The organism is Dyadobacter ginsengisoli DSM 21015 (assembly GCF_059568735.1).
On the sequence record NZ_JCANTY010000008.1, the window covers coordinates 212,918 to 238,522 of the forward strand.

The following is a 25,605-nucleotide window of genomic DNA, read 5'->3' on the forward strand; positions in this document are numbered from 1 at the left end:
GAGTTTTTATAAATGTCGGTTATGTGCAACGGGGATTTGGGAACAGGGTACACGGCTTTCTGACCACGATCGGGCAGGCGTCCCGATGTGATAACCCCGGGACAGCGACAATCGTGCCAGCATATTTGAAACTTCATAAGGCCAGCCTGGCTTCGGGGCCGGGGAATCCATAAGGAAACCATCGTTCTTTCCCGTCGGAACTGAATGGATTGTCGTTGTATGGATTGACGTTAAAATCGCCATTTTTCTATTTGCAGCCATGTGATGATACAGTAAAGCGCTCATGGGTCTATTTATTGGTTGTGATAATCAGCGTGCCGTTAGCGCCTCTGGCACCAAGCGCCGCCGAATTTCCGTATCTGACGGCGGAAATGGATTTGACATCGCCAACGGTGAGGGTGTTCAGTATGGGAATTACAGTGTCACCTCCGCTGTAAAATACATTGTCGAGCATTAGCGCGACGGAATTGTCATATTGGCTGTCGGCGTTGATATTGGTATTATTTTCAATGAAACGCACTTTGTAGGAGTTAGACGCGCCGTCGAAGGTCACGCGAAGGCCCGGGATTCTTTTGAGTAAGTCGAAAATGGTACCAGAGTGGTCGCTTTCGTGTATGGATAGCTCGTAATCTGGTTTGACAAGTGTTTGCGCAGGCTTTTCGTCCGTATGGATAAGCCCTTCCTGATCGAGGGCTATTTGCTGGGTTTCGATGGCCGGGAGCTGGATTTTTGCGGAACCGTTCCATTGGGCCACGCTGATTTTCTGAATGGCCGAAATGGTGGCGGGTATTTCATCACCGGGAAAGGAGTAGTCTGTTGGCAGCATCTCCGCAAAGCCCTCCCTGGCCCAGGTATCGTGGATAGTAATGCCGTTGGGGGTTATCAGCCAGCCGTTTTCCGAAAAGGAGCAATACCTGTTGGGAAGTATTATCTGGGAATACTTGAAAGGATAGTCCGAGAATACGGAAGCGCTGTTGAAGAGGCGGCGTTGAAACACGATGATGGGGTAATTGGAATACAAAATGAAATGACCTTTGTCCTTGTCGTAAGCGCAGACCGAGTCGGCAGTGACCGGGGTAAAATTACCGGCAGAAACTTCCTTTTCCAGCGGCACTTTTGTGAGGTAGAATTCCCGCATTGTCTTCATCCTGAATATTTCGAAGCCGCCTTCCTCCAAGTTGTTCCGGGAGAGTGAAACCAGGAAATTACGGAAAGAATCTTTGAATGCCGTGTTTCGGTTCCGGACCTGCTTTTTTTGCTTTTCGGCATCATCGGCCAGCAAACTCTCGAAGAATTTGTACCCGGACAGGAAAGTCTTCTTCCCATTCGATTCAAATTTGCCCATATGAAAGCTTATCTTGTAGCCCAGGGCCGAATTTTCTATCAGTACGGGCCTGGCGCTGCTGGCCGTGACACGACCGGTGTTTTCATCCAGTCCGAGCGTTACCGACTCCGGGTTCATGATCTTGCATTGCCGGGCAAAAGGGGAGTCACCGAGCAGGCCGTTTTCAAATATTCTCCATTTACGTCGCCAATGCCGGTCTCTTTTCCCGACGATCACCACTTCGCGGGCCACGTTGGCCAGATCCAGCTTAAATACCACGTTGGCGGTACGTCCCGGTATTGCCGGAAGTTGCTTCACGTCCGCGCGATATCCGACAAATGAAGCAATCAGTTCCACTTTCCCGTATTGCGCGGGAACCACGATTCTGAATTTACCTGATTGGTCGGCGACGGTGTTGATGGAGGTGTTGTTGATGTATACCACGGCCGATGGCAGCGCCTTCCCCATTTCATCGTACACCGTTCCGGCAATAAACCAGGAGGAGTTCTGGGAATAGCATGCCGGGTATAGCGTTAAAAGCAGAAGGAGGATCGTACCGGGAGTTTTCATGGCTCTATTACCTGCTGAGGCTGCCCTCAATCGTTACAGTTGGTGAAGCTAAATCCTTCTTTTACAATTTACAGAAAGATTTTATCATGAATTGATTCCGCTCACGTATTTCTTCGCGAGATAAGCACCATGACCCAGTCCGAATGTAGCCAGAATCGTGCTGTCCACGTCGGGAAGCGTGACGTTCTTATGCAATTCGATGGTGCCCAGAAAATCGTAAACCTGGAATGTGTACACGGCCACGGCCAGTAGTGTGATGACCACCATCTGGAAATCGGCCATGTCTACGAGCCCTGTGTCGTCCTGAAACAGGTCAGTCGGGAAATGAGGTTCGGCAGCTGTTTGTTTTGGCGTCTGGTTTTGCCTGATGGCTTCCTGGTTCTTACTCTCGGTGATACCCTTGGCCGTCGCGAACGTGAGCGCGCTGAAACCGGAAAGCAATAGCAGGTTGGAGGGGATATCTACGCCGCCGACGAAATCGATGCTGACTTTCCCTCTCAGGATAGTCACGGCAATGTAGGTAGCTATCAGTGTGAAAAACCACATCACGATCTGGAAGTGGGAGTTGCTGTACCGGTTATCGACACCCAGGATGAGGTTCCGCAGTTTCCGCCGTAACAGCAGGCGGAAGAAAAGGAGGACGCCGGCGACCGAACCGGCCAGCGTCGCTATGCGGCGCCATTTGCCGGTATATACTTTTTCGACGGCGAGTGCAGTCAGGGTTTTCTGGTTTCCCTCGCCGGTATAGGCAAGATCGACCCGGTCGCCAGCCGCGAATGCAGGCAGTATCTTTTTGAGCTCCGGAGCGGCAACTGCGAACGTCCAGGTGGTATCGCTCCGTCGCGCCTGCAACGATGCCTGGTCTGTGCTGATCGCGGCGATCTCCGTACCGTACCAGGATAATTCCTTCGGAGGCGGAGCGGGCGCGATGTTCGGTGGGGTTGGAGTGACGGTAGTGTCGGGAGTAGCTGGCCGGTCTTGCGCATACAGGACCCGGGTTGTGAGCACGATGAAAAGTACGGACAATGCCCGGATGCAAAGGAGTTTTTTCATCAGAAAGGGATGGAATAGTATAGATGTAATACTACAAATTCCATCTTTCTTTACAAATTTGACTTATTAAATGGTTACCCGTTACATTTGATCCATGATGCGTAACCTGGTTGTCAAAGATCTTCATGAGTTGTACGAATCGATGGGGCTTCCCCTCGACCCGGTGGATGCTTCATCCGGATTCACGATCCATTACCTTCAGGAGACTTTCACGCAGTTCCCATTTACTTCCGTTCCGTTCAGGCCCAACTATTTCAGTTTTCTTTTTATACAGGAAGCGTACGGTCAGTACACCATCGATGATCAGCGTTTTGAGGTGAAGCCGGGGACCGTTTATTTCACCAATCCCGGCAACTACCGGGTCTTTGAATGGCATAGCATCAAAGACACCTGCCTCGTCACGTTTAATGAGGCTTTTCTCAAAGAAAATGTCCACGAGGATGTGTACCGCGATTTTTCATTCCTGTTGACGGAAACCGTGGAGCCGAGGGTTTTATCAGCCGAAGAATTTGCGATGATCCGCAGACTTTACCAGCAGATCTACGCAGAGCATGTGGGGCATTCTCCTTACAGGAACCGGATCATCGGTAGCCTGATGGTGGCGCTGCTTCTGAAGGTGAAGGAATACTTTTTCCAGGATTACAACCCGATCTACGAAGGAAACCGCAGTTCACAGATCGTCAAAACTTTCAAACGGAACCTCGAACAGCATTTCAGGGACCTTGTGAAAGGTAAAGTTGAGCTGCCATTGCGCGTGCAGGACTATGCCGATATGCAGTCGTTGCATGTCAATTACCTGTCGAGTGTGATCAGTAGTAAAACAGGTAAATCCATCAGCGCCTGGATCGCCGATAAAACGGTTGCGGAAGCCAAGGTAATGCTGCAGGATCCCGCGCAGAGCATCAAGGGAATAGCGGGCAGGCTCGGTTTCCTGGAAGCACCCCATTTTAGTAATTACTTCAAAAAGCATACGGCCCTTAGCCCCGCACAATACCGCCGGCAGCATACTTCGTAGCCATTCTGAGAAATTTGCAACTCTTGCTGTAATCCTTGTACGTCGCAGGCGGCGCTCATAGGCCACCTTTGTATTGTCTTTAACACAAAACAAAAACGACCATGAATACGCTCAAAAACAAAGTCGCCCTGGTAACCGGCGCATCACGCGGAATCGGTGCCGAAGTGGCCCGCCATCTGGCTGCTGCCGGTGCGCAGGTCATCGTAAACTACGCAGGTGGCCAGGACGCCGCTCGGCAAACTGTGGAATCTATTACCAATGCAGGCGGCGACGCCATTGCATTCCAGGCCGATGTCAGCAACCCGCAGCAGGTGAAGGAATTGTTCGACGCGGCGATCGAACATTACGGCAAAATAGATATTCTGGTGAACAATGCCGGGATCATGATCACGAAATTGCTGAAAGATACGACGGACGAAGACTTCACCCGTCAGTTTGAAATCAATGTCCGCGGAACGTTTAACACCCTCCGTGAGGCAGCGACCCGCTTGGCGGAAGGAGGCAGTATCATCAACTTTTCGTCTACCACCACCCGTCTGATGATGCCCACCTATGCAACGTACGTAGCCACGAAGGGAGCCGTGGAACAGCTGACGCGGGTGTTCGCCAAAGAGATCGGCGCAAGGGGTATTAATGTCAATGCTGTTCTTCCCGGCCCGACCAACACCGAGCTTTTTACCAAAGGAAAGCCACAGGAAGTTATCGACCGCCTGGCATCACTGAACGCATTCAACCGCCTGGGCGAACCTGCGGACATTGCCAGGACGGTGGCCTTTCTCGCCGGCGACGATGCTAAATGGATCAGCGGACAAACGATCGGTCTTAACGGCGCCATGGCCTGATCGGCCACACCGATACTTTTTGAATGATACATTTAACTCATAGCCAATTACTTATTGATAATTATTCATTCTTAAAATCTCAGAAATCATGAACTCACTCAAAAATAAAGTAGCCCTTATTACCGGATCAGCAAGAGGTTTGGGCAAATCCATAGCAGAACGTTATGCCGCGTTGGGAGCTGATATCGTGCTCAATTATTCCCGGGACAAGGCTTCGGCAGAGGAAGTCGAAAGCAATATCAGGGCCATGGGTGCCCGTGTCATCTCGGTGCAGGCCGACGTGAGCAAGGTAGCAGATATACGGCGCTTGTTTGAGGAAGCCAGAAATGCATTCGGAAAGATCGATATCGTGGTAGCGAATGCGGGTATCGAAATGGTAGAGACACCCGTGACGCAATTTACGGAGGAGCAGTTCGACCGTCTGTTTTCAATCAACACCAAAGGAGCCTATTTCACCATGCAACAGGCTGCATTGCATGTCGAAAACAAGGGCCGGATCATTTACATTGCGTCCAGCACCACTGCGTTCCCCGTTGCTGGTATGGCTGTATATGGCGGGAGTAAAACGACGCCGCGCTACCTGGTGGATGTGCTTTCCAAAGAAATCGGGCATCGCGGTGTCACCGTGAACTCGATCATCCCGTTTGCAGTCGATCATTCAGGTATTTTCGCGGAGGAGGGGAGTTATCCCGAACTGAGAAAGTCTTTGCTGGATAGCTGCCCGATGGGTCGGCTGGCTGAGGTGGAGGACGTCGCCAATGCCGCTGAATTTTTCGCGAGCGATTTGTCATCATTTGTGAATGGCCAGCACTTGCTGGTGAATGGGGGAGCCAACCAGTAAAAATCCTAAGTCACCCATATTTCATTTACTGGATATTTTCCTGGAAATTGGCTAAAATTGACTGTTCAAATGAAATCCGGTATGAAATCAGCCATGAAGTACTCAGTATTGTTTTCTCTTCTTGCAGTATTGTTTTCCTGCGACTCCACCGAACTGCCTGACGATGCCGCCGCCCGGGCGACCGGAGAATATCAGGTCCGGTCTTACGTGATCAACGGGGATACGCTATACAGTGTCGGCGGAATCGACAAGATCGGTCTGAGCAAGTTTTACATTTCAGTGGGTCGGAAAACAGCCGACTCACTGAATGTTCGCATTGCCGTGCAAAAAAAGGGTGATGCAGGGCAGATTGTTTTTACCAGACCGGTAGGTTTCAGGGAAGCAGGGGGTACCTATGAACTTTATCTCGCGAAAACGACACCGGATGTTTATCAAAGCACCATTAGTTCGGGAGTATTCGAGGAAAAAACGGCATTGGGCGGTATTGCCTATCTGATATTGCCACCGTCTTATTCCCTTCAAGAACCTCACGACCCTGCGCTCAAAGGGGTGAGGATCTCTGCAAAAAAGTAGGCGGATCTTCCACACAGGCCAGGAATTTTTTATCTTGATTTTGTAATAGTTTTTCCATCAATAAAGCTGTAAATTAAAAGGAAGATCACCCTCAAATTCAGTTTGTTATGGAAACGAAACCCGCTCATCAGGGAGCCCCGGGGCATGCTGCCGCCGGCACGCTCCTGATTTGGCTGCTACTGTTCAGTACAACCGCGGTCATGGCACAGATTATAGTGCCTTATCAATCGGATTGGAAGTACCTGCAAAATGGAGTAGTGCAAAGCAACAGCAATTGGGCTGCAAATGGGTTTAACGACGGGAGCTGGGCGAGCAAGCCTGCGCCGTTCGGGTTTGGGAGTAATTCGGGCTACGTTTATAACACCACGCTCGAACGGGGACCTGCGAGTAACAACTACCCGGTATACTATTTCAGGAAAAGCTTTCAGGTCGATAATGCGTCGACGTTCGGTCGTTTGCGGCTTCGGGCGACACTGGACGACGGCATCGTGATTTACATCGGCGGGGTTGAGGTAGCCCGTAAGAACATGGCCCCCTCCCAGAACGGCTACGCCGGCACGCCTGTGGGCACCCCATTGCTTACGATTGATACCGTACTCTCTGCAAGTTTGATCCAGAGCGGGACCAATGTGATAGCGGTCGAATTGCATCAGACCGGGGCCACCAGCGCCGATATTTATTTCGATGCACAGCTGGAAGGGCAACCAACGTCATTGTTTCGCTATCCCTACCTGCAACTCGCTTCCCACAACCGGATGACGGTCTGCTGGTACACCAATACGCCGACCAATGCGACCGTCCGGTACAGCACCAACCCCGATCTGGAAATATATAAGGAAACAACCTCGGCAATCAACGACACGTTGCATAGCGTAACGCTTAAGAATCTTTCTCCTGACACCCAGTACTATTACAGTGTCGGTTATTACAGCGGTATGGAATACCGGCAGCTGCAATACAATCCGGCCGTGAACTATTTCCGGACCCAGCACGACCCCGTCGATACTACCCGGGCTGTGCGCTTCTGGCTGCTGGGCGACTCGGGAGCGGGCACATACAAAAATCCAAGGCCCTACAAAGTCCGGGATGCTTACCTGGCCTATCTGGCCTCCAGAGGCAATCCAAAGGTAGACGGTTTGATTTTCCTGGGCGATAATTCCAACACCGCGCCTTACGAGGGGCTCCAGGCCGCATTGGATACGACGCTGTTCAAATTTTACAACAGGCCGGCAGACAAGCAACCGCTCTCCCACATACCCTCATGGACGGTCATCGGAAACCATGATTACGAACCGGATTTGACCTATGTGGATAAAAAAGGGAAACCAGTCTGGATCAGAAAGGCTTATCACAAGCAGACAGCCGCGAGCTTTTCGGCTTTTGCTTATCCGGATAGCGCACAGCTGGGAGGTGAGCCTACGTATAATAAAAAAGGGTATTACTCCTTTAACCAGGGAAATGTGCATTTTGTGGTGTTGAACCCGCCGTTGATCGAATCCCAGAACGTAGCTGAAAATTGGGAGCGAAGGTTTCAAAATACGTCTTACTTTGATCTGTTTAGTAAAAACTCGATAGCGATGGACGATTCCACCAATTCGCTCATCGACTCCTTACCGCAGGTCAAATGGCTGGTCAAAGATCTGAAAAGCAATAAGCAAAAGTGGACATTAGTGACTTTTCACCTGCCTCCATTTTCTACCATTGGCCATTTTTCGACCGAAAATGACATGAAGCGGGTGCAGGAAAAACTGCTGCCGATCCTGGAAAAGCCTGAATACCATGTCGATGCGCTGGTGGTGTCGCACTCACACGCATACGAGCGCGCCGGGATGATCCGCAAGAAAGGATCGCAGGCCCGCACGGCCGACTACACGCAAACCGGCGGGCTGGCGGGCAATGGAAACCTCGGAAGATACCCCGCGACGCGGCCTTACACCAAGGTGAATAGTGAAACTGCCTATACCTATATTCTTTCCGGGTCGGCGGGACGCGGCTGGTACAATACCAGCAATTATGCTGAAAACGATGCCGGATTCCCGCCGGGCGCTACGAACGTCAGCCACCCCAGCACGTCGGTGCCGCCATTGGACAATCTGACCGGTGATAATACCCTGGAATTCTATCATTTGAAGGGCGGTTCGGTTGAACTGGTGTTTCAGGAGAACCGGCTCGACGTAAAGTTTATCAAGGAGTCGGACGTGTCGCCGCAGTTTGTGATAGCGGATTCCTTTGTGGTAATGAAGGATGTGAGTAAGAAAAAGACCATAACGATTCAGAATGGAGGCGATGCGGTCAAACTGACGGCTTCCTGGATCGGCAGCTACAACTGGTCCTCTGCCCAGCAACCCAGCCAGGTGCTGGCTACGGGCGTGCGGGATCTCAGCATTGGCCCCGGAAGTTCGAGCACTTTCTATGTCAGGGATCAGAACGGTTACCTGGCCGATACCTTCATTGTGAATGTGACCAATCCGAAGCCAATCATTTCAGGAGATACCCTCATCCCTTTCCGCTCACAATGGCTTCTTCCGCTGATGGCCGGTTTTGCGAGCAAGGATATTAAGCTTGATAAGCAATGCATAGCACCCTGGAACTTTAACGTACTTCCTTTCGAACAGCCTGTTAAGGGGATTGTCGGGTTGGGACACGATGATGAAGGCTACCGGCTTCCCAATTATTCCATTGAAAAAGTCCTGATCCCGGCCGAACGGCTATGGTTCAGGCGGAGTTTTATACTGAATGGCTCGGCGCAGACCTATTCAGGTTTCAAACTTACGCTGCTGCGGGACAAGAACCTTTCCACCCGGAAATCCTATTCAACCATGCAGCATCTTTTGCTCATCAACGGGCAGACTGTTGAAATAACCGCCACCAGCACGAAAGATGTTGCCAATGGGCGGGAAGAAGTGACGTACACGTTGAGCAACCGGGGCTTTGTTTACGGGATCAACTATATCCTTGTGAGCTATTACATCGTGCCGCTTTCAGGGATGGTATATCCGATTAGTGCCGCAAATGATCCATTTACCTTCGATGCCCAGCTGATCAGCATGCCACTGGGCCTGGCACCGCCGCCGGCCACCAAACGGTTCCAACTGGGAACGGTAGCAACAGGCCCGCAAGCGTGCGCAGGGGATACGGTCAGCGTACAGTTTACGGCGGCAGGAAATGAATCGGGTTTCCCTATTGTATACGAAGCAAGGCTCGTAGCTGGCAGTGGTGATATTCCTTTGGGTGAAGGGACGAAGTCTCCCATATCCGGAAGGTTTCCCGACAGCCTGGCCGCAGGGAAATACACGGTGAAGGTAGTCACCAAAAATGCGTTCATGGACGAGCAGGAAGGCCCGGAGACGATGGTATATGCATTACCAACAGCGACCATCCTGCCGGCTCCGGCGGTTTCGGTCTGGAAGGGCGAGCTCATAACATTGCCGGTCCGGTTCGCGGGTACAGGCCCTTGGCATTATGTCGCATCCGACAGTACAGAAGGCACATCCGCTGTGGCAGATACTTCGATCCGGATGAAAGCGGGCAGTACGGGGTCGTATTTCCTGCGCTCTGTGAGCAACCTTTGTGGAGCTGGGAAGGTCGCCGGTGGTGTGGAAGTGGCAGTTAAAGAACCGTTTCTGACGGTAACAAAGGTTTCACAACTGACTTTCGCTCCGTTGAAAACCGCGCTGTGCGACGGCGACTCGCTTTCGGTTAGTTTTACCATGACCGGTCCAGACCGGACGCGCACTTATGCGGCGGAACTGTCCGATGCCAATGGCAACTTTAACAGTGCCATGAAGCTGGGAAGCAGTGCCGGCAGTCCGCTGTCGGTTCGTCTGCCGACGTCGCTTGTTGCGGGTGACCGGTACCGGATCCGAATCGTGGCGATTAACCCGGACGTCGATTTTACCTCCAATCTATCCGTTTCGCAATTGGTCCGCAGTCGCGCGGAAGGAGACATTTCACTTAGCAAGACAGCGGTGTATGACGGAGAAGAATTGCAGTTAAACCTGCTTCTGAAAGGCACACCGCCCGTTTATTACTACTTGCGTTACGGCGCCGATACGTTGCACGGAAGTACCAGCCAGCAACAGGTCGAACGGCTGCTGACATTGGATCAAACGACCGTGTTCTCGCTCGATTCGGTACGGAACGTGTGTGGTTATGGCATTGTCTCCGGAAATCGCACGGTGACGGTCAGCTTATTGGTCGGCGTTGATCCGCTCGCAGGCAACGGAATTACCGCATATCCCAACCCGGCGGTCGAAACGCTCCTGTTGCGAGGCAAACCAACCTGGCGGGATTCGTTTCAATGGCGCATTTACGGGTCCAGCGGAAGGCTTGTTCAGAAAGGTACGGGAACACCTTCGACGTATGCGTCATTCGAGCTCGACACCAGGATGTTACCGTCAGGCCTGTATATTTTGAAATTGAATCGTGGCAAAGAACAAAACTCCTGGAAGATCATCAAAAAATAGTTGTTTGCCGGAATGCGTGGTACGACGGCTAACGGTTGTATGCTTCGTTTTTCGCTGTGGGATGTGGGTTTGGTAAACTGCGGGAACGGTCTGCGGGCCTTTGCCCGCATTACACAGATTCCTGCATGGCATAGGTCCAGACGGCCTCATTGGTGTGGTTGACGACGTTTTCGGCGATGCTGCCCAACATCATGTGCGTGAGGCCCGTGAAGCCGTGTGTACCCATCGCGATGATGGAGTAGCCCAGTTTCGACCCAAATTTGAGAATACCGTTTTCCTCGCCGAACTCATGCCGGATGTGCACCACATAGTCGGTAAGGCCGTAATGCTGCGCGAAGCCCTCCAGGTTGACGCGGAGCACGTGGTCTGTCTCTTTCATGTAAGGCGTTTTAATAAACAAAATGTGCAGCCGCGCATGAAAGAATTTTTGAAGTGTCTTGATTTTCCCGATGAGCGATGCCTGCCCGTAGTCCAGCGCAGTGGGGAAGATGATGTTGCGAACGGCGCTTATTTTCTGCTGTTTATGAATGGCAAACACCGGCACCGGCGAGCTTCTTACGATCTTTTCTGTGTTGGACCCGATCAGCAACTCGCTGACGCCGCTGCTGCCTTTGGTACCCATGACCACCAGGTCAATTTCGTGGCGGTGGATGGCTTTCAGGACCGTTTGGCTGAGTACGCCCTGCTCCACTTCGAAATGCACCGGGACATGGCTGTCGATCACCCATCGTATTTCCTCGAAATTATTTTGGCCCTGTTCTTTAAGGTCTGCCATTATAGAAGCACTATCGGCGTAAAAAGGAATAGCATTGATATTTTCGATATACAGTGGTGTGAGCTCAGCCACTTTCAGGGCAAAGACCTCACTTTCGTTCGCCACGGCGATGTCGATAGCGAAATGCAAAGCGTGCATTGCAGAAGGCGAAAAATCGAAGGGAACAAGGATCTTTTTCATCGGAAGCGCAATAATGGGCAGAATGATTTATTCCCAAAATAACAATATCGATTCCGGCTTAAAATTGACGCGTAGGGTGTTCGAAACATGACTTTGGTCATGTTTGCAGGTCTATTTCCGCACAGATCCGACTCGATCATCCCAAGTATCGGGGACTATGAGTTTTTTCTTTTCTCATAATTCTCTCCCCAGGCGCAAAGTGAGTCCATAATGGGTATCAGGCTTTTACCGATCTCGGTCAGTTTATATTCCACCCTCGGCGGGGATTCTGCGTAAGCTTCCCGGAGGAGTATGCCATCGCGTTCGAGCTGTTTCAGCTGGGCAGTGAGTGTGGCCTGCGTAATATGCGGCAACTTGCGGCGCAGCACGCCGAAGCGCATCGGGCATTCTTCTCTGATCTTATTCAGCAGCATGAGCTTCCATTTCCCCCCAATAATGTCGAGGGCGATGTTCATCGTATTATTTTTTTCCGAAAAAGATTCAGAATCCTGTTTTGCAATCTCCTGATCTTCATGAATAGTATCGTTCAGCATACCTGGTATCTTATTGTAAACTACTTGATTGTCAGTATTCACTGTTGGATTTTTGGCCGAAAAACGAATCCGGATGGAATCCGTTTCTGATCATCCAACAACGTAATGAGTAGACAAATTTCAAAGTGGCTGCTGCTGGCCATTATTTCTTCTTCGGTATTTCTGTCCGTCATGGATATTTTCATCGTGAATGTGGCCCTTCCGGCTATTAAAGCCGGTGTACGAGGGACAGACAGCGACATTCAGCTGGTAATTGCCCTTTATTTGCTTGGGTACGCGGTGTTCCTGGTCACGGGTGGGCGTGCCGGAGATTATTATGGTAAAAAGAAGGTGTTCATTGTTTCCATGCTGTTGTTCGTACTGATCTCCGCCGTCTGCGGTTTCGCACAAACGGCCTGGCAGTTGAATACTGCCCGTTTTTTGCAGGGAGTGAGTGCGGCGTGGATGATCCCGCAGGGCATAGCCTACATCCAGGTGCTGTTTCCGGGCCATGCGGAGCGTATAAAAGCACTGGGGATCTACGGCAGCGTTGCGGGAAGCGCTTCGGTGATCGGGCAGTTTTTGGGCGGTGTTTTGCCTGAGACCGGATGGATGCTGGAAGGCTGGCGGCTCATTTTCCTGATCAACCTGCCCATTGGCCTGCTGGCTGTGCTACTGGCCGCGCTGTTCCTACCAGACGGGGATCGCAGGAGAACCGGTAGATTCGACCGCTCCGGGATTCTGCTGCTTACAGGTGCACTCGTGTGCATAATTTATCCGCTCATCCGCGGACGCGAACTGAACTGGCCCTGGTGGTGCATTGGAATGGGTTGTGCGGGTGGTTTGCTGCTCGTTCTGTTCATCCGCGACCAGCGAAGCAAGCAGGTCGCCGGCCGACAGCCATTGCTGGATCTGCGCCTGTTTGGTTTTCGTGATTTCAATATCGGAATGGCGATTGTCCTTTTTTACTTCATGGTCCAGGATTCCTATTTTCTGATCAATGTCATGCTCTTTGAAACGGGGCTGGGTATCGGTTCGGCCGAAACGGGCTTGCTGTTTGTGGCGCAGGGCGCGGGTTACGTGGTGGCCTCGCTGGTGTCGCTGCGGCTGGTTCCGCTATATGGCAGGAGAGTATTGCAGGCGGGTGTGGTGATGATGATAGGCACATTGATGCTCCACATACTGATCCTGAACAATGCGGAAGTAAACCGGGAAATGCTTTACCCTGTCCTCTTTTTGTATGGCACTGGCTGCGGGTCCGTACTGCCGTCGCTGATGGGGGTGGCGCTGAAAAATATCCCGCTTGAACTTGCCGGCGCAGCATCAGGGACATTCTCTACTTTCCAGCAAACCGCCATCGCGCTGGGCATTGGTGTAATCGGAGGCATATTCTTCTCTCGGTTGGGACCCGCGCCGGATACCGCTGCATTTATTTCGGCTTACCGGCTGGCCACGGGTGCCAATATCGCGTTGCTGGGAATGGTGAGCTTTTGCCTGTGGCTGCTCCCCGACGTTGCTGCGCGCAGCCCCGAAATAACCCCGCATTGAATCGTACCGGATGCGTCGGGCAGGCCATGTTTCGCGCCATTGCTGATTTATTGCCAAAGATGACTTATTTTGGGGGCTCATATTACCTTTTTGTGCAGGCCTGATGAAACCCAAGTTTCTTAGCATTAGTGATGAAATTATCGGAAGGATCAAGTCAGGCGAATTACAGCCCGGCGACAAGATTCCTTCTGAAAATGAATTGATCAAAAATTACAGGGTCAGTAACACCACGGCGCGGAAAAGCCTGCTGGAAATCGAAAACCAGGGGTGGGCGCGGCGTATCAAGGGAAAAGGAACATTCGTTTTAAACCGTACGGTAGGGCATCATCTGATCAGGACGCTGGGGTCGATCAATGCAACGCGCCGCGGCTTCCACGAAAGCCTGATCGCAGAAGGTTTTGAACCGCATAATGTGGTACTGGAGAAAACCATTCTCGATGACGGGATTTCGTCTGAAATCGGCGGGAAGCATTTCATTATGGACGGGCCGGTGCTGAAAATCCATCAGTTGCGTTATGCCGACGATGAGATCATCAAGGACGAAATCAAATACATTTCGCTTGCGCTCTGTCCGAAGATCAACCGGATGCCGACCGAGATTTCGTATTTCAAGGTCTACGAGAACACCTATCACCTGCGCATCGACGAGGTGAAGCAGACATTAAGCACCGAGATCGCGCAACCAGGTTCGGAGCTGGACAATTTTGAGCTGACAGCTCCCACGCCGATGTTCATTCTCGATAGCGCGGTGATCTGCAAGGACAGCGAAGTCGTGGAAATCGAACGGTCGTTTTACCGGGGCGACAAATACAAGTTCGCCATCAGCGCCAACCCCGATTACCACGACGAGTAGTTGGAGGTCAAAAGAAATAGGGCAGTAACCGGTTCACAATGACCATATGTCCTTCCCGGTTAGGGTGATTTACGGATGACATTACTTCCTTGAGTTTTCCTTCCTTTACGATCTGCTGAAAATCCGCATAAGGATCGGCCAGGCCGGTATGGTACCGGGCTGCCAGCTCCCGGATTTGCGCGGCATAAGGATCGAGGGGGTTGGACGGGTCGCTAATGTCGATGCGCTGGTCTGGTGAGGGCGTTACCATCACTACTTTGATGTTTCTGGCCTGCGCGGCCTTAATCATTTTTTCAAGTGCCTCGCGGGTTTTTTCCAAAGGCAGAAAACGGTCGTTTAATGCATAATCGATGAAAACGACATCCGGTTGATGCGACAATACTTCCGGTTCGAAGCGGGTGGCCCCTTTGAGCGAATTTTCTCCGCCGATCGCCGTGACAATCACATTCACTACCGCATAGGGATATTTCTCCTTCAAGGCTTTTAAAAACAGGTTCGGGTACGATTCCAGCGTGTGTACCTCGTGGTTTTCCCAATACCCGGCGGGCACCGAATGCCCGTGAAAGACGATGTTGATGCGCCGGTTTTTCGGCCATTCAATCCGCAATTCTTTTTTGAGTTCGGATAAATAGGTCGTGTCCGCGACCTGGGCAAACGCAGGTGGCAGGCACAGGAATGCCAGGGTAACCGGCAAAATGTAATGTCTTGCTTTCATTGGGCGAATGGTCGGAACAGATAAGAGAATGCTACCATGAAACTACGAGACTTCCCGTTACATTTTCTACTACATAATGCTTGCCGAATTTCGGATCTCCGGCTCTGAAACTGATCCGGCCTTCTTTCCAGGGGTAGTTCGCATTCAGGTAGGCATTGAATTGCTCCGGGCTGATGTCGTCATGCGGGTAGATGCGCAGGGTCGCGTTTTTCAAGCCGCTCACGCGGTAGCGTTTCGTAATGCCCATTTCGCCCGAATGCAGTTCTTTCAGTGAAACAACGCCTTCGTTTTGCTCCACAAAAACCCTGGATTCCCGGTTCCAGGCAGTAGGCAGGCTATACACCGAATGACCTTTGTCCAGCTTGGTATCGAGTCCGTTAAGCAATGGGGCACCCTGCGGAAAACGGAATTTGCTGACGATCGTGGTATTGGGATTGTATCCTGAAAAAATGAACGCATTATGGCTCCTGGAAATCGTCAGCACCGGGTTTTTGATCGAAGGGGCTTCTTTGGCGATTCTTAAATCAATCCCGAACTCGTGCAACGCGTACCGCATCAGGATCGGTCCGGTGAAGAGCTTCGACGGATCGTCGGGGGTGAGAAGTTTGCCACCGGTGAATTTGCTGGAATTAGTACCGCGGATGTACACCACTTTCCCGCCATTCCACTCTTTCTTTTCCCTTACCCAGGCGGCATCGCGTTGCTGGCTTCCCTGGGACATTTGAGATAATACTCTCGTGGCCGGATCTTTTGCATTTTGCAGGCGCGTGGCCATGCCTCCGCCGGAAAATAACGCACTATGTATGATTTTGCCGGGATAAGGCGTAGCCATTTCATCCCCGTTGTAGACGCTGCTGATGCGGAACTCGCCTTCGAGCGGTGCTGCGTTCTGAAGGTTCAGTAATTCGAGAAATGCTTTGCCCGCGTGGCCCGCAGGTCCGTATACCATCAGCTTACCCCCGTTTTCCACAAATGCAATCAATGCCTTTTCCAAAGCAGAGCCGTCTTCCGGTACCACGGTAAGCAATACCGATTCCTTGAAACGGGCAGGATCGAGGCCCATTACCTTCTGAAATGAGGTGGTAGAAATGACCGTATTAAGCGGGAGCCCATTGTTCAATGCCTGCCGAATCAGCCAGTCGCCATAATAGATCTCAGGAAGTCTGTCTTTGTACCGAAATGCCCAGTCGTAATACTCATCGAACGGGTACACCCATACCAGCGGGCCGGGCGCGGTAGGGGAGTCGTAGCGTGCTTTCAGGATATGCGGCGTTACCTCGTCGGGTACCTGCGTGGGCATGTTGCCAAAGGAATCATCGATGCTCAGGAAGTTCAGGTGGGTGGGCAGTCTTACCTCACCTCTGGCATTCATGCGGGCGACTGCCAGTGGCAGGTAAATGTCGTGCGGCTCGCGACCGTACCGGTCGAGCCAGGGACTGTTGATCCACCACGGATCATGCGTGTAATAACGGAACAGATAGCGCTCGTCGGGCAGCTCGGCCATCCTCGACATATAGCCTACCATTTCCAACCCAAAATCCCCGTCCAGTGCCGCCCAGGGCGAATTGGGTGGTGGCAGGATATTCTTGTCCCTGTAAATGGATTTCAGGTCCACGCCGTCACGGGCCAGGTCGGCCCCGGCCGAAAGGTTGGTACCACGGGTCTGCACCTGGATATCGGGGCATTCGGCCCGGAAGTATTTCCAGAAATCGGCAATTTTGGAGTGGGTAGCGGCCAGTTTTTCCTGATCAAAACCTTTCCCGTCAAAAATAGCACCGGTAGAAGACCATCCCTCTACACCAAATCCGAACCCATTGCTCAGCCAGATGAAATCAAAACCCATATCGCCGACCAGATGCCGGCTTTGGCGGCCGAGGAAGGTGCCGAATGGCGTGCCTTCGGGAATGCCATTGGGAAAGCCCGCATAGGGCCGCGAATCGGCTTTCAACACCGAATAGCAGCTCACCATCGTGTTATGTCCCATGGCGCTGCCGCCCAGTATCTCGCGGTGCCGGTTGTATTTGAAATCGGATTTGGCAAACTCGGGTCCCGGGTCGAAAGTTTCACCCACGCGGATGGGCTTACCGGTGATCTTCCGGCCTTCCTCTTTCAAGGTGGCGACGATGAATTTCAGATCTCCGTAGGTAAACTCGGGCGGGTTTTCGAGATAGAGGTAGGCGCGTTCGTGAATGGATAACTCTTTGGGTCCGGAGTTGACGGCATGCCGGGTATTGGGGTTCCCGATGTACCGCGCCCATTCCAGCCGATGGCCCGGATCACCTTTGTATTCCAGTATCTCGGAGCCGTCGCCGGTCCAAAGCATCACCGACACCGTGTCGGCGTGGCGCAGCATGGAGTGCCATTGCGTGAACATCTCCCGGGCTGTTTCGCGGATGTAAGCTTTGTCATTCTTGCGGAAGGGTTTCAGCGAAACTTCCAGCGTAATATTGTGAAATGGCTGTCCCTTCAAAGTAGAAGGTTGCGGCTGGGCAGTTACGGCCACGGAAGCGAGAAGAAACCCGAGCCATATATACACTTTTTTTCTGAAAATCATTGTCCTGTTGTTTAATATCCCGGATTCTGTCCCAGATTAGGGTTAATATCGATTTCTCGCAATGGGATCGGCATCAGCACCTCATGCGGCGCAACCGTAAAACTAAGTCCCACGGCCTTAAAATAAGTATTCATAACCGTTTCCAAACGTCCCGTACGGACGAGGTCAAACCAGCGGTGTCCTTCCAGAAAGAATTCCATCTGCCTTTCATGTTCCAAAGCAGCGGTTGTTTCAGCTTTTCCAAGGCCATTTAGTGCTTTCAGTCCGGCCCGGGAGCGTGTCATGTTGAGATAGGTGAGGGCTTCTGCAGTCGCGTTGGTCTCGTTCAATGCTTCCGCGTACATCAGGAGCACGTCGGCGTATCGTAGCGCGGTAAAGTTGATCCCGCCGTCGCCGACAATGCCTACGGTAAAATCCACGAATTTGAGGCCGTACAGCTCCTTTTCGTACTTGCCGGTGTTGACAAGCACCGAATCGCCGATCGAAATTTTTCTCCGCAAATCGCCGGCTTCGTAAGAGCCGGCCAGTCGCGGCGTGGGCAACACGCGGCCTGATCCTTGCATGTTACCGGGGAAAATCGTCATATCGAAACGTGCAGGAGTGAAAATGCTCGAAAACGAGTTGCCTTCGCCTACATTACCAGACAGGTATTTGATCTCAAAAATGGATTCCTGTAATTCCTCGTTGCCATTGGTGAAAAGCTTTTTGTAGTCCGGAATCAGCGAGTAGGCCTTTGAATCGATCACCTCTTTCAGAATGGTTTTGGCCTGGTCGTACTGTTTGATGGTCAGGTAAACCTTGCCGAGCAGTGTTTTGGCAGCACCCGCCGAAGCCTGGGATTTACTGGGAAGGGTAATGCCGGCGAGAAGGCCAGCCGATTCTGTTAAATCCGCAACGATCCCGTTGTAGACCTCGCTGACGGGCCTCCGGGTCATGTCGAAGCTCATGATTTCACCGGGGCTCCGGAATGCAACGTCCACGATAGGAACATTGCCGAACAGCCTGACCAGGTAGAAATAGCTGTTTGCACGCAGGAATAAAGCCTCACCACGGAATTGCTTACGCTGCGCGTCCGTCATTTCCACGGCATCCAGGCGGGAAAGGATGTTGTTGGAACGGGCAATGGTAGCAAAGCAGTTGCTCCAAACAGTATTCAGAAAATCGTTCGAAGTGGTCGGGTTCATTTCATCGAACTCCGTTTCCGACACCGTGGGCGAAGTCCATTGTATTTCCGCATTATCGGTGGTGAGGTCGCCGATGTGAATGATGGACGTATTGTAAAGCCCTTGCAAGCCGGCGTAGTTTCCTACCAATGCGGTTTCAAAGTCTTTGGCATTTTTATAAAAGATTTTCTCGTTGACCTGGTGCGCAGGCTGTAAAGTCAGGAAATCGGAGCAGGCGCTGGTTGCGGCTGCGAAACAGATATACAGGATGTACTTTTTCATTGCAAAAAGAGTTTTGGCTTAGAAAGTAACTTTGACACCAAGCGTATAGGTCCGGGGCAGTGGATAGTTGAGATAATCGATACCACCGCTCACGACATTATCCCCGGCGATACTCGACTCGGGATCGTAACCCGGGTAGTTAGTGAATGTATGCAGGTTGGAAACATTGGCGTACACATTGAGAGCGCTCATCTTCATCCGGCTAACCAGTGCTTTGGGCAGGTTATAGGAAAGTTTCACATTCCGGATACGGGTAAACGAGTTATCAAACAGGTAATGCGACGACACCCCGAAACCCAGTGCGTGGTTGCTGCGGATCGAGCGCGGCATTTTACCATCGCCGGGATCCTGCTCGGAGCGCCATCTTCGGTCCGTCCAGATCAGGTTATTCTGCACTCCATTCGAGCCAAGGAGCGACGATCCCGCGTCGAGGTAGGTGTATGCGCCGTGCGTGCCTACGAGCCCGATGTTCAGGCTGAGGTTACCCAGGGAGAAGTTATTGTCGAGCCCCCAGGTAAAGTCAGGCCACGGAGAACCCACGATTTTACGGTCGCTCTGGTTGATCACGCCGTCGCCGTTCACATCTTCGAATTTCAGGTCACCGGCCTGGGTTTTAGGGTGCTGCAATGCTGCACCGTCCAGTTCAGCGCTGTTCATGAAAACGCCCAGCTTGTTGATCAGGTAAAAACTGGAAATAGAAGAGCCTACCTGTGTGATCTGGTAAGATGAATTGGCGATCCTGCCGCCTTCAGTAGCGAGTTTTAACACCTTGTTCTCATTGTGGCTGAATGTCGCGCTGGATGTCCATTCAAATTTTTTATGGCGGATGTTGACGGTCTGCAGGCCGAGCTCGAAGCCCTTGTTTTCGATGTCGCCGATGTTTTGCGTCGAACTGCTGAAGCCCGATGCGGCAGGTAACTGCACGGCCAGCAGCAGGTCTGTTTTATGGTCGCGGTAGAAATCGGCGGTCAGCGAAATGCGGTCCTGGAAGAGCCCAAGGTCGAGGCCGACATTGACTTGTCTGGATTTTTCCCAGGTCAGGTCGTCATTCGATAATGTTGCAGGGATCAGTCCGGGATTCAGAGTTTTATTTTTGATATACCTGGTAGCTGAAAGCAGCCCGATGTGGGTATAGTCACCGATCTGGTTGTTTCCTGAAATGCCATAGCTTGCCCTGATTTTCAGATTGTTGATAAACCGCGCATCCTTCATGAAATCTTCTTCCGACAAGTTGTAACCTACCGAAACGGACGGGAATGCACCCCATTTGTGGTTGGAGCCGAATCGTGAGCTGCCGTCCCTTCTGACGGTGGCGGTCACCATGTATTTGCCTGCGAAAGAGTAATTGACGCGGGCCATCATCGAAAGCAGCGCCCATTCACTGATCGATTGCGTACCAGCATTGACGATACCGGCTGTGATATAGGGCACATATTCGGTTGGGAAGTCGGAGGCGCCCGCAGTCACCCGGTCGACGCTGTTTTTTTGTGCAGTAAAACCGGCCAACGCACCGATGAAGTGTTTGTTGTTGATTACTTTATTGTAATTCAGCGTGTTTTCATTCAGCCAGTTAAGTGACTCAGTCCGCGAAGTACCTGCTGTGGCGGGATAGTTGAGCGTCGTAAAGTTAGGTACTGCCGAGGAGCGCCAGAGCCGGATGTTGTTGGAGCCGTAGTTGACCCCGATGGATGTCTTGAAGGTCAGGTCATTGGAGAGGTTAAATTCAAGGAAGTTGTTGGTGACCAGATCCATTACTTTTCGGCGGTCGTCCTGCCCGTTGGAGACCGCGAGCACGTTTTGCAGGAAGCCCAGCCCGTCGGTCACATCCGCCTGGTTGAAGTAGTACCCGCCCTGGTCGTTATAGACGGGAATGGTAGGGGAGGCGGCCAGGACATTGGCGAGCAATCCGCCTTGTCCGTAATGCGACTCGGTGTTGGCAAATTGCCCATAGCCATAGGAGCCAAAAGTGGAAGTCCCGATTTTGAGCCATTTGGTGAGCTGTGCATCGACGTTCACCCGCAGGTTAAACCGGTTGTAATCTGAATTGATAATAATGCCTTCCTGGGAGAAGTACCCGCCGGAAATGAAGTACCTGGCTTTCTCGTTGCCTCCATTGGCAGACAGTTGGAGATTACGCACCGGCGCGGTCCTGAACAGCACATCCTGCCAGTCGGTATCGGTCGTAAGGCTCGCGGGGTTACGGAACTCCGGACGCACACGGGTCGCTACCGACCGTACGTCGTTGGGGTCGGTAGCCTTGCCACCTGCATATACCCACGCATTGTCACGGCCGTCGGCGACGTATTCGGCATACTGCCGAGCATTGAGCATTTCCAGCTTATGGGCTACTTCCTGAAAGCCATACGAAGCGTCGATACTGATCTGCGATTTGCCGTAGCTGCCGCGTTTGGTGGTGATGATCACCACGCCATTAGCGCCCCTTGAACCGTAAATTGCCGTAGCAGAAGCGTCTTTCAATATTTCGATGGATTCGATATCCGATGGGTTGATAGAGGCCAGCGGGTTTACGCGATTGACCGTGTTGCCCGCCATTCCCGCAGAAGAAAAGCTGTTGGCACCATAGCTGCGCATATCCGAACCACCGCCACCCGAACCGATCGCGAAGCCATCGATCACGTAAAGCGGCTGATTTCCGCCGGTAATGGAGCTAACGCCCCGGATAAGGATGTTGACGTTGCCGCCGGGGGCTCCGGTAGTCTGGCTCACCTGCACACCCGGTGCTTTGCCCTGAAGCATCTGATCGAAGCTACCGGTGGAAGGTTGAATGAACTGCTCGCCGGAGATTTTGGCGATCGAGCCGGTGAGGTCCTTTTTACGTTGGGTGCCATAACCCACCACCACGACGTCCTGTAACTGTTGTTGGTCTGCCGCGAGCGTGATGTCAACGACCGTTCGGTTGCCGGTTTTAATCTCCTGCGAAACATAACCTATGAAACTGACCACAATACTGGCGCCGGACATGACGGACAGTTTAAAATTCCCGTCGACATCGGCGACGGTTCCGTTGTTAGTGCCTTTTTCGGTAATCGTTGCGCCGATCAGCGGCGCTTTGTCGGTGTCACCGAGGATCTTTCCGGTGATGGTAACCCTGCCGTCGGGTTGGGCGAAAACGGGGACGGTGCCGAGGAAGAGGCAGCACAGGAGGCCGCGGATCCACAGCCAGCGTCCGGGGAACGGAATACAGTTCATAGTCTTCAATTTTTTAGGATTGAACTCGAAAAAGGGTTTGAAAAAGACAAAAAATGCTTGTAATAAGCCGGATAAGGCTGCGTGCATGGCGGATCGGTGTCCGGAAGCCCTCAGTCCTCGCGGATGATGACGGCTTCCAGATTGAGGTAACTGGCGATTTTGGCAATGGCATTGGCATGGTGACCAACACCTAATGCAAAGTGGTGCGTAGGTCCTTCTTTCATCCAGCGCTGGAGAAAGGTGCGGACATCAGGTTTGAAAAATCCGCGCGTATTGGTGTTTCCGGTGGGGGGGATAGGCCCTTCGACGGACTGTCCCTCGGCGATCACGAATTTGAATTTCCCGTCGTAAGTCGAGTTGATACTGAGCATGGTAATGGGTCCCTCCTTAATTTTGAATTCCACACCGGCACCAAAACCCGGTTTGCCATGGTATTTGGTGAGACTTCGCAACACGGGTTTCCCTTCGGCAATGGCCACATTATGCGGGCCGTCGTGCCCAACAAGTACAAAACCTTCCTTGAAGTCGACCGGGTGGAATTCGGCAAAGCTGCCGCCGATGCCTAAACGTTCCATAATGAGCATCGCGAAGCAGGTTTTCAGGTCCGATTCCCCACACATCGGGAACCCCGCACCGGTGAGCAGCGAGTTGCCGACAATGAGGTTGGACATTACGGTGCGTGTTTCACTATTGTCGGGGCCCTCGTAGTAGTAGGCAAGTCCGTCAAGCTGTTTTGCTTCCACGAATTTTTCCAGCGCTACGGTCACCCTGGCGGCAGTTTCGAGGTCGCTGTCGCGCAGTTTTTCGGAGATCGGGTCGGATACCGGGTCGGGCGTATCGAAAAAATCGAGAATGCGCTCCTTCATGCTTTCGATGTCGGTTGGTTCCGCCTGCTGGTAGTGTGTGACAATCTCATGTGCCTCGCATTGAACGATATGGGCTCCAAAATGCGCTGTAAACATCGTCGAATCGGAATGCATATCGAGCATGGCTTCAATGGGATGGCCGATATGACCGATGCGCGAAGTGCGGACGTCGTGGAGGACCGCCGCAATACGGCAGTATTCCTCGATCTCGGCGTCGGCCTGCGGGTCATCGTGTAATGTACCGATGATCATGTCCGGCACTTTTTTGCCCATACGCGACGCGACGCCTGCAAACTCGGGCAGGGAGCAGATATCGTCATTGTAAAGTTGCATGTAGGTAGAGGCTCTTGTGTAGTCCATAGCCTGATCGGGTTGCAGGGCCACGAGCACGATCGGAACATTCAGGTTGCGGATAATGGTCCCGAACGTATTGGAGGTCGCATAGGTGAGCATGTCGCAGAATACCAGGTCCAGGTTAGCCGCATGGAGCCTGGGAACCAGTTCATAGGCCTTCTGTACGTTGTCGATCAGGCCAAAGTCGACCAGCTCCACATGCGAAGTTTGCCGGATCTTTGCGATAAAAACCGACTGTTTTCGCAGCATGTCGTCCAGCAAGCCCTCGAATTGGTCCCAATATTTGAAATAACCAACCCCGAAAACGCCGATTCTGGGCCGTGTCGGGTGCCGCTTTTGGATAATGGCTTCTCTGATCAGGTGATTTTCACTTGGTATTGTGTTTCCCATGAGTTTGGTAAATGATTTATTTTTAAAGTTTAACTCTTAACGCACTAAGTTGTTTTGGACGTAATTTCTTCTTGCTATTCATTGATAAAGAAATTAATAATCGATGTCGGCCAAACCAGCCGGGGCTGGCATCTCGGCCGATGGTTCGAAGAGCGGTCTGAGTTTGGGCAGCAGGGCTGTGAAGGCCAGGAATGCCAGCGGATAAAGCAATCCGGAGGCAATCCACAGCGGTTTGTAGGTATATTCGCCGATTATTTTCCCGATCATCGGGTTCAGGATCAGGCTGGATAACGCCCCTGCCGTGCCGGAAAGTCCTACGACTGTGGAGGTAGCCCGTGTGCCGAATACGTCGGATATAGCCGTAATGTAATTGGTAATCCAGCAGCCATGGGCAAACATGTACAAGGCCATGAGACCTACCGCTGCGGGTACGGACGAGGTGTACTCTGTGAGCGGAACGGCGAGTGTGAGCGCTGCTGCACAGCCCATGACAATTTTTCGGGATCGACCGGTAGTGATCCCGCGTTGAATGAGTTTGTCGGAGAAAAATCCTCCGAGGATATTCGAAATACCTAATGCGAGGAACGGGATCCAGAAAAGGTTGCCAATTTGTGCGAACGGGACATGGCGCACCTCGCTGAGATATTTAGGGATCCAGAACATCATAAAGTACATCACGGGGTCCAGCAAAAAACGCATCAGCACGAAAATCCATGTTTCGCGGTAGCGAAGGATGGCAGAAAACGGGAGGGCAGGAGGCTGGGAGGTCGTGGTATCGCTGGTGCCTGCGATTTTCGGCCACGGCATCATCAGCCACACAGCCACCCACACAATGCCGATGAGCCCGGGAATCACAAAACCGGCTCGCCAGCCATAGGTATCTGAAATCCAGATGGTAAGCGGAGGTGCGATCACCGCTCCGATTGCTGATCCGCCGATCGCAATGCCGTTCGCCAATGCCCTTTCTTTTTTATCAAACCAATCGTACACCGTTTTGGCTGCACCCGGAAAACAGGCCCCTTCGCCCATTCCCAGAAAAAAGCGGAAGGTCAGGAGCTGTGGAAAGCTGGTCATCACACCGTGGAGCGCATTGGCGAGCGACCATACTCCCACGGCGATGCCCAGCCCCTTTTTAGCACCGATCCTGTCGATCAGCAAACCTCCGACGGTGAACATCAATGCGTAGCTCAGCAAGAAACTGGTGTTCACCCACCCGTATTCCACATCGCTGAACCCGAACTCCTTCTGGATCCGGAGGACTGCAATAGATAGCACCTGCCGATCCAGGAAGCTGAGTCCTGTGGCAACGAACACCAGCAATACGACAAACCAACGGATGTAGTTTTTTCTCATGTTAACTTAACGCACTAACTTAATTTTTGTCAAAAATAAACTGGCAAAATACCAAATGCAAGTGTTTGTGTTTTTTTTTAATGCGTTTGTTGACTTGCCCAGGTAGCTGTCGGAGTCTGTGGGTTTGCGACTGCCCGGTGATTCCGATGAGGAAGAAGGGAAAGCT

At 52.1% G+C, this 25,605-nt stretch carries 17 protein-coding genes; 7 read left to right on the top strand and 10 right to left on the bottom strand.

All coding sequences use genetic code 11. The annotated features are described in order from the left end of the window. Nucleotides 1-289 precede the first annotated feature (289 nt). Together BP71_RS28520 and BP71_RS28525 are read right to left on the bottom strand one after the other, a co-directional pair. Entirely contained in the window at nucleotides 290-1,894 is a 1,605-nt protein-coding gene (locus tag BP71_RS28520) for a carboxypeptidase-like regulatory domain-containing protein (RefSeq protein WP_496384993.1), read from the bottom strand. Nucleotides 1,895-1,978: 84 nt separating this feature from the next. Beyond that, entirely contained in the window at nucleotides 1,979-2,947 is a 969-nt protein-coding gene (locus tag BP71_RS28525; protein WP_496384994.1) for a hypothetical protein, read from the bottom strand. 94 nt (nucleotides 2,948-3,041) lie between these two features. On the opposite strand from BP71_RS28525, the gene BP71_RS28530 reads away from it, so the two are divergent. From BP71_RS28530 to BP71_RS28550, 5 genes are all read left to right on the top strand, one after another. Next, nucleotides 3,042-3,962 carry a helix-turn-helix domain-containing protein gene (locus BP71_RS28530; RefSeq protein ID WP_496384995.1) on the top strand — a complete coding sequence of 307 codons (921 nt, stop codon included), beginning with the start codon at nucleotides 3,042-3,044 and terminating at the stop codon, nucleotides 3,960-3,962. Nucleotides 3,963-4,063: 101 nt separating this feature from the next. Next, nucleotides 4,064-4,804: an SDR family oxidoreductase gene (locus BP71_RS28535; protein WP_496384996.1), complete on the top strand. Its 741-nt coding sequence runs from the start codon at nucleotides 4,064-4,066 to the stop codon at nucleotides 4,802-4,804. An 88-nt stretch (nucleotides 4,805-4,892) separates the two neighbouring features. Next, a complete protein-coding gene (locus BP71_RS28540) occupies nucleotides 4,893-5,645 on the top strand; it encodes an SDR family oxidoreductase (RefSeq protein WP_496384997.1) in 753 nt (250 codons plus the stop codon). A gap of 81 nt (nucleotides 5,646-5,726) precedes the next feature. Further along, complete coding sequence (locus BP71_RS28545) at nucleotides 5,727-6,218, top strand: hypothetical protein (protein ID WP_496384998.1); 492 nt, start codon at nucleotides 5,727-5,729, stop codon at nucleotides 6,216-6,218. Nucleotides 6,219-6,325: 107 nt separating this feature from the next. Further along, nucleotides 6,326-10,684, top strand: a complete 4,359-nt coding sequence (locus tag BP71_RS28550; RefSeq protein WP_496384999.1) for a fibronectin type III domain-containing protein — start codon at nucleotides 6,326-6,328, stop codon at nucleotides 10,682-10,684. Nucleotides 10,685-10,793: 109 nt separating this feature from the next. Here the strand turns inward: BP71_RS28550 and BP71_RS28555 are convergent, their stop codons facing one another. Together BP71_RS28555 and BP71_RS28560 are read right to left on the bottom strand one after the other, a co-directional pair. Further along, a complete protein-coding gene (locus BP71_RS28555; RefSeq protein WP_496385000.1) occupies nucleotides 10,794-11,639 on the bottom strand; it encodes a universal stress protein in 846 nt (281 codons plus the stop codon). A 155-nt stretch (nucleotides 11,640-11,794) separates the two neighbouring features. Beyond that, entirely contained in the window at nucleotides 11,795-12,172 is a 378-nt protein-coding gene (locus tag BP71_RS28560; protein ID WP_496385001.1) for a winged helix-turn-helix transcriptional regulator, read from the bottom strand. A 105-nt stretch (nucleotides 12,173-12,277) separates the two neighbouring features. On the opposite strand from BP71_RS28560, the gene BP71_RS28565 reads away from it, so the two are divergent. Next, complete coding sequence (locus BP71_RS28565; RefSeq protein WP_496385002.1) at nucleotides 12,278-13,699, top strand: MFS transporter; 1,422 nt, start codon at nucleotides 12,278-12,280, stop codon at nucleotides 13,697-13,699. A gap of 103 nt (nucleotides 13,700-13,802) precedes the next feature. Further along, a complete protein-coding gene (locus BP71_RS28570; RefSeq protein WP_496385003.1) occupies nucleotides 13,803-14,552 on the top strand; it encodes a GntR family transcriptional regulator in 750 nt (249 codons plus the stop codon). A 7-nt stretch (nucleotides 14,553-14,559) separates the two neighbouring features. On the opposite strand, the gene BP71_RS28575 is transcribed toward BP71_RS28570, so the two are convergent. From BP71_RS28575 to BP71_RS28600, 6 genes are all read right to left on the bottom strand, one after another. Then, entirely contained in the window at nucleotides 14,560-15,267 is a 708-nt protein-coding gene (locus BP71_RS28575) for an SGNH/GDSL hydrolase family protein (protein ID WP_496385004.1), read from the bottom strand. Nucleotides 15,268-15,298: 31 nt separating this feature from the next. After that, complete coding sequence (locus tag BP71_RS28580) at nucleotides 15,299-17,821, bottom strand: hypothetical protein (protein ID WP_496385005.1); 2,523 nt, start codon at nucleotides 17,819-17,821, stop codon at nucleotides 15,299-15,301. A gap of 11 nt (nucleotides 17,822-17,832) precedes the next feature. Next, on the bottom strand, nucleotides 17,833-19,266 hold the full coding sequence (locus BP71_RS28585; protein ID WP_496385006.1) for a RagB/SusD family nutrient uptake outer membrane protein: 1,434 nt from the start codon (nucleotides 19,264-19,266) through the stop codon (nucleotides 17,833-17,835). 18 nt (nucleotides 19,267-19,284) lie between these two features. Continuing rightward, on the bottom strand, nucleotides 19,285-22,476 hold the full coding sequence (locus tag BP71_RS28590; RefSeq protein WP_496385007.1) for a SusC/RagA family TonB-linked outer membrane protein: 3,192 nt from the start codon (nucleotides 22,474-22,476) through the stop codon (nucleotides 19,285-19,287). A 110-nt stretch (nucleotides 22,477-22,586) separates the two neighbouring features. Then, nucleotides 22,587-24,086, bottom strand: coding sequence for an L-fucose/L-arabinose isomerase family protein (locus BP71_RS28595; RefSeq protein ID WP_496385008.1), 1,500 nt, complete (start codon nucleotides 24,084-24,086; stop codon nucleotides 22,587-22,589). Nucleotides 24,087-24,179: 93 nt separating this feature from the next. Next, nucleotides 24,180-25,439 carry an MFS transporter gene (locus BP71_RS28600; RefSeq protein WP_496385009.1) on the bottom strand — a complete coding sequence of 420 codons (1,260 nt, stop codon included), beginning with the start codon at nucleotides 25,437-25,439 and terminating at the stop codon, nucleotides 24,180-24,182. Nucleotides 25,440-25,605 lie beyond the last annotated feature (166 nt).

Excerpts from the sequence above, each read along its gene's own strand:
- BP71_RS28520 (WP_496384993.1), bottom strand. The coding sequence starts at position 1,894 with ATGAAAACTCCCGGTACGATCCTCCTTCTGCTTTTAACGCTATACCCG.
- BP71_RS28525 (WP_496384994.1), bottom strand. The coding sequence starts at position 2,947 with ATGAAAAAACTCCTTTGCATCCGGGCATTGTCCGTACTTTTCATCGTG.
- BP71_RS28530 (WP_496384995.1), top strand. The coding sequence starts at position 3,042 with ATGATGCGTAACCTGGTTGTCAAAGATCTTCATGAGTTGTACGAATCG.
- BP71_RS28535 (WP_496384996.1), top strand. The coding sequence starts at position 4,064 with ATGAATACGCTCAAAAACAAAGTCGCCCTGGTAACCGGCGCATCACGC.
- BP71_RS28540 (WP_496384997.1), top strand. The coding sequence starts at position 4,893 with ATGAACTCACTCAAAAATAAAGTAGCCCTTATTACCGGATCAGCAAGA.
- BP71_RS28545 (WP_496384998.1), top strand. The coding sequence starts at position 5,727 with ATGAAATCAGCCATGAAGTACTCAGTATTGTTTTCTCTTCTTGCAGTA.
- BP71_RS28550 (WP_496384999.1), top strand. The coding sequence starts at position 6,326 with ATGGAAACGAAACCCGCTCATCAGGGAGCCCCGGGGCATGCTGCCGCC.
- BP71_RS28555 (WP_496385000.1), bottom strand. The coding sequence starts at position 11,639 with ATGAAAAAGATCCTTGTTCCCTTCGATTTTTCGCCTTCTGCAATGCAC.
- BP71_RS28560 (WP_496385001.1), bottom strand. The coding sequence starts at position 12,172 with ATGCTGAACGATACTATTCATGAAGATCAGGAGATTGCAAAACAGGAT.
- BP71_RS28565 (WP_496385002.1), top strand. The coding sequence starts at position 12,278 with ATGAGTAGACAAATTTCAAAGTGGCTGCTGCTGGCCATTATTTCTTCT.
- BP71_RS28570 (WP_496385003.1), top strand. The coding sequence starts at position 13,803 with ATGAAACCCAAGTTTCTTAGCATTAGTGATGAAATTATCGGAAGGATC.
- BP71_RS28575 (WP_496385004.1), bottom strand. The coding sequence starts at position 15,267 with ATGAAAGCAAGACATTACATTTTGCCGGTTACCCTGGCATTCCTGTGC.
- BP71_RS28580 (WP_496385005.1), bottom strand. The coding sequence starts at position 17,821 with ATGATTTTCAGAAAAAAAGTGTATATATGGCTCGGGTTTCTTCTCGCT.
- BP71_RS28585 (WP_496385006.1), bottom strand. The coding sequence starts at position 19,266 with ATGAAAAAGTACATCCTGTATATCTGTTTCGCAGCCGCAACCAGCGCC.
- BP71_RS28590 (WP_496385007.1), bottom strand. The coding sequence starts at position 22,476 with ATGAACTGTATTCCGTTCCCCGGACGCTGGCTGTGGATCCGCGGCCTC.
- BP71_RS28595 (WP_496385008.1), bottom strand. The coding sequence starts at position 24,086 with ATGGGAAACACAATACCAAGTGAAAATCACCTGATCAGAGAAGCCATT.
- BP71_RS28600 (WP_496385009.1), bottom strand. The coding sequence starts at position 25,439 with ATGAGAAAAAACTACATCCGTTGGTTTGTCGTATTGCTGGTGTTCGTT.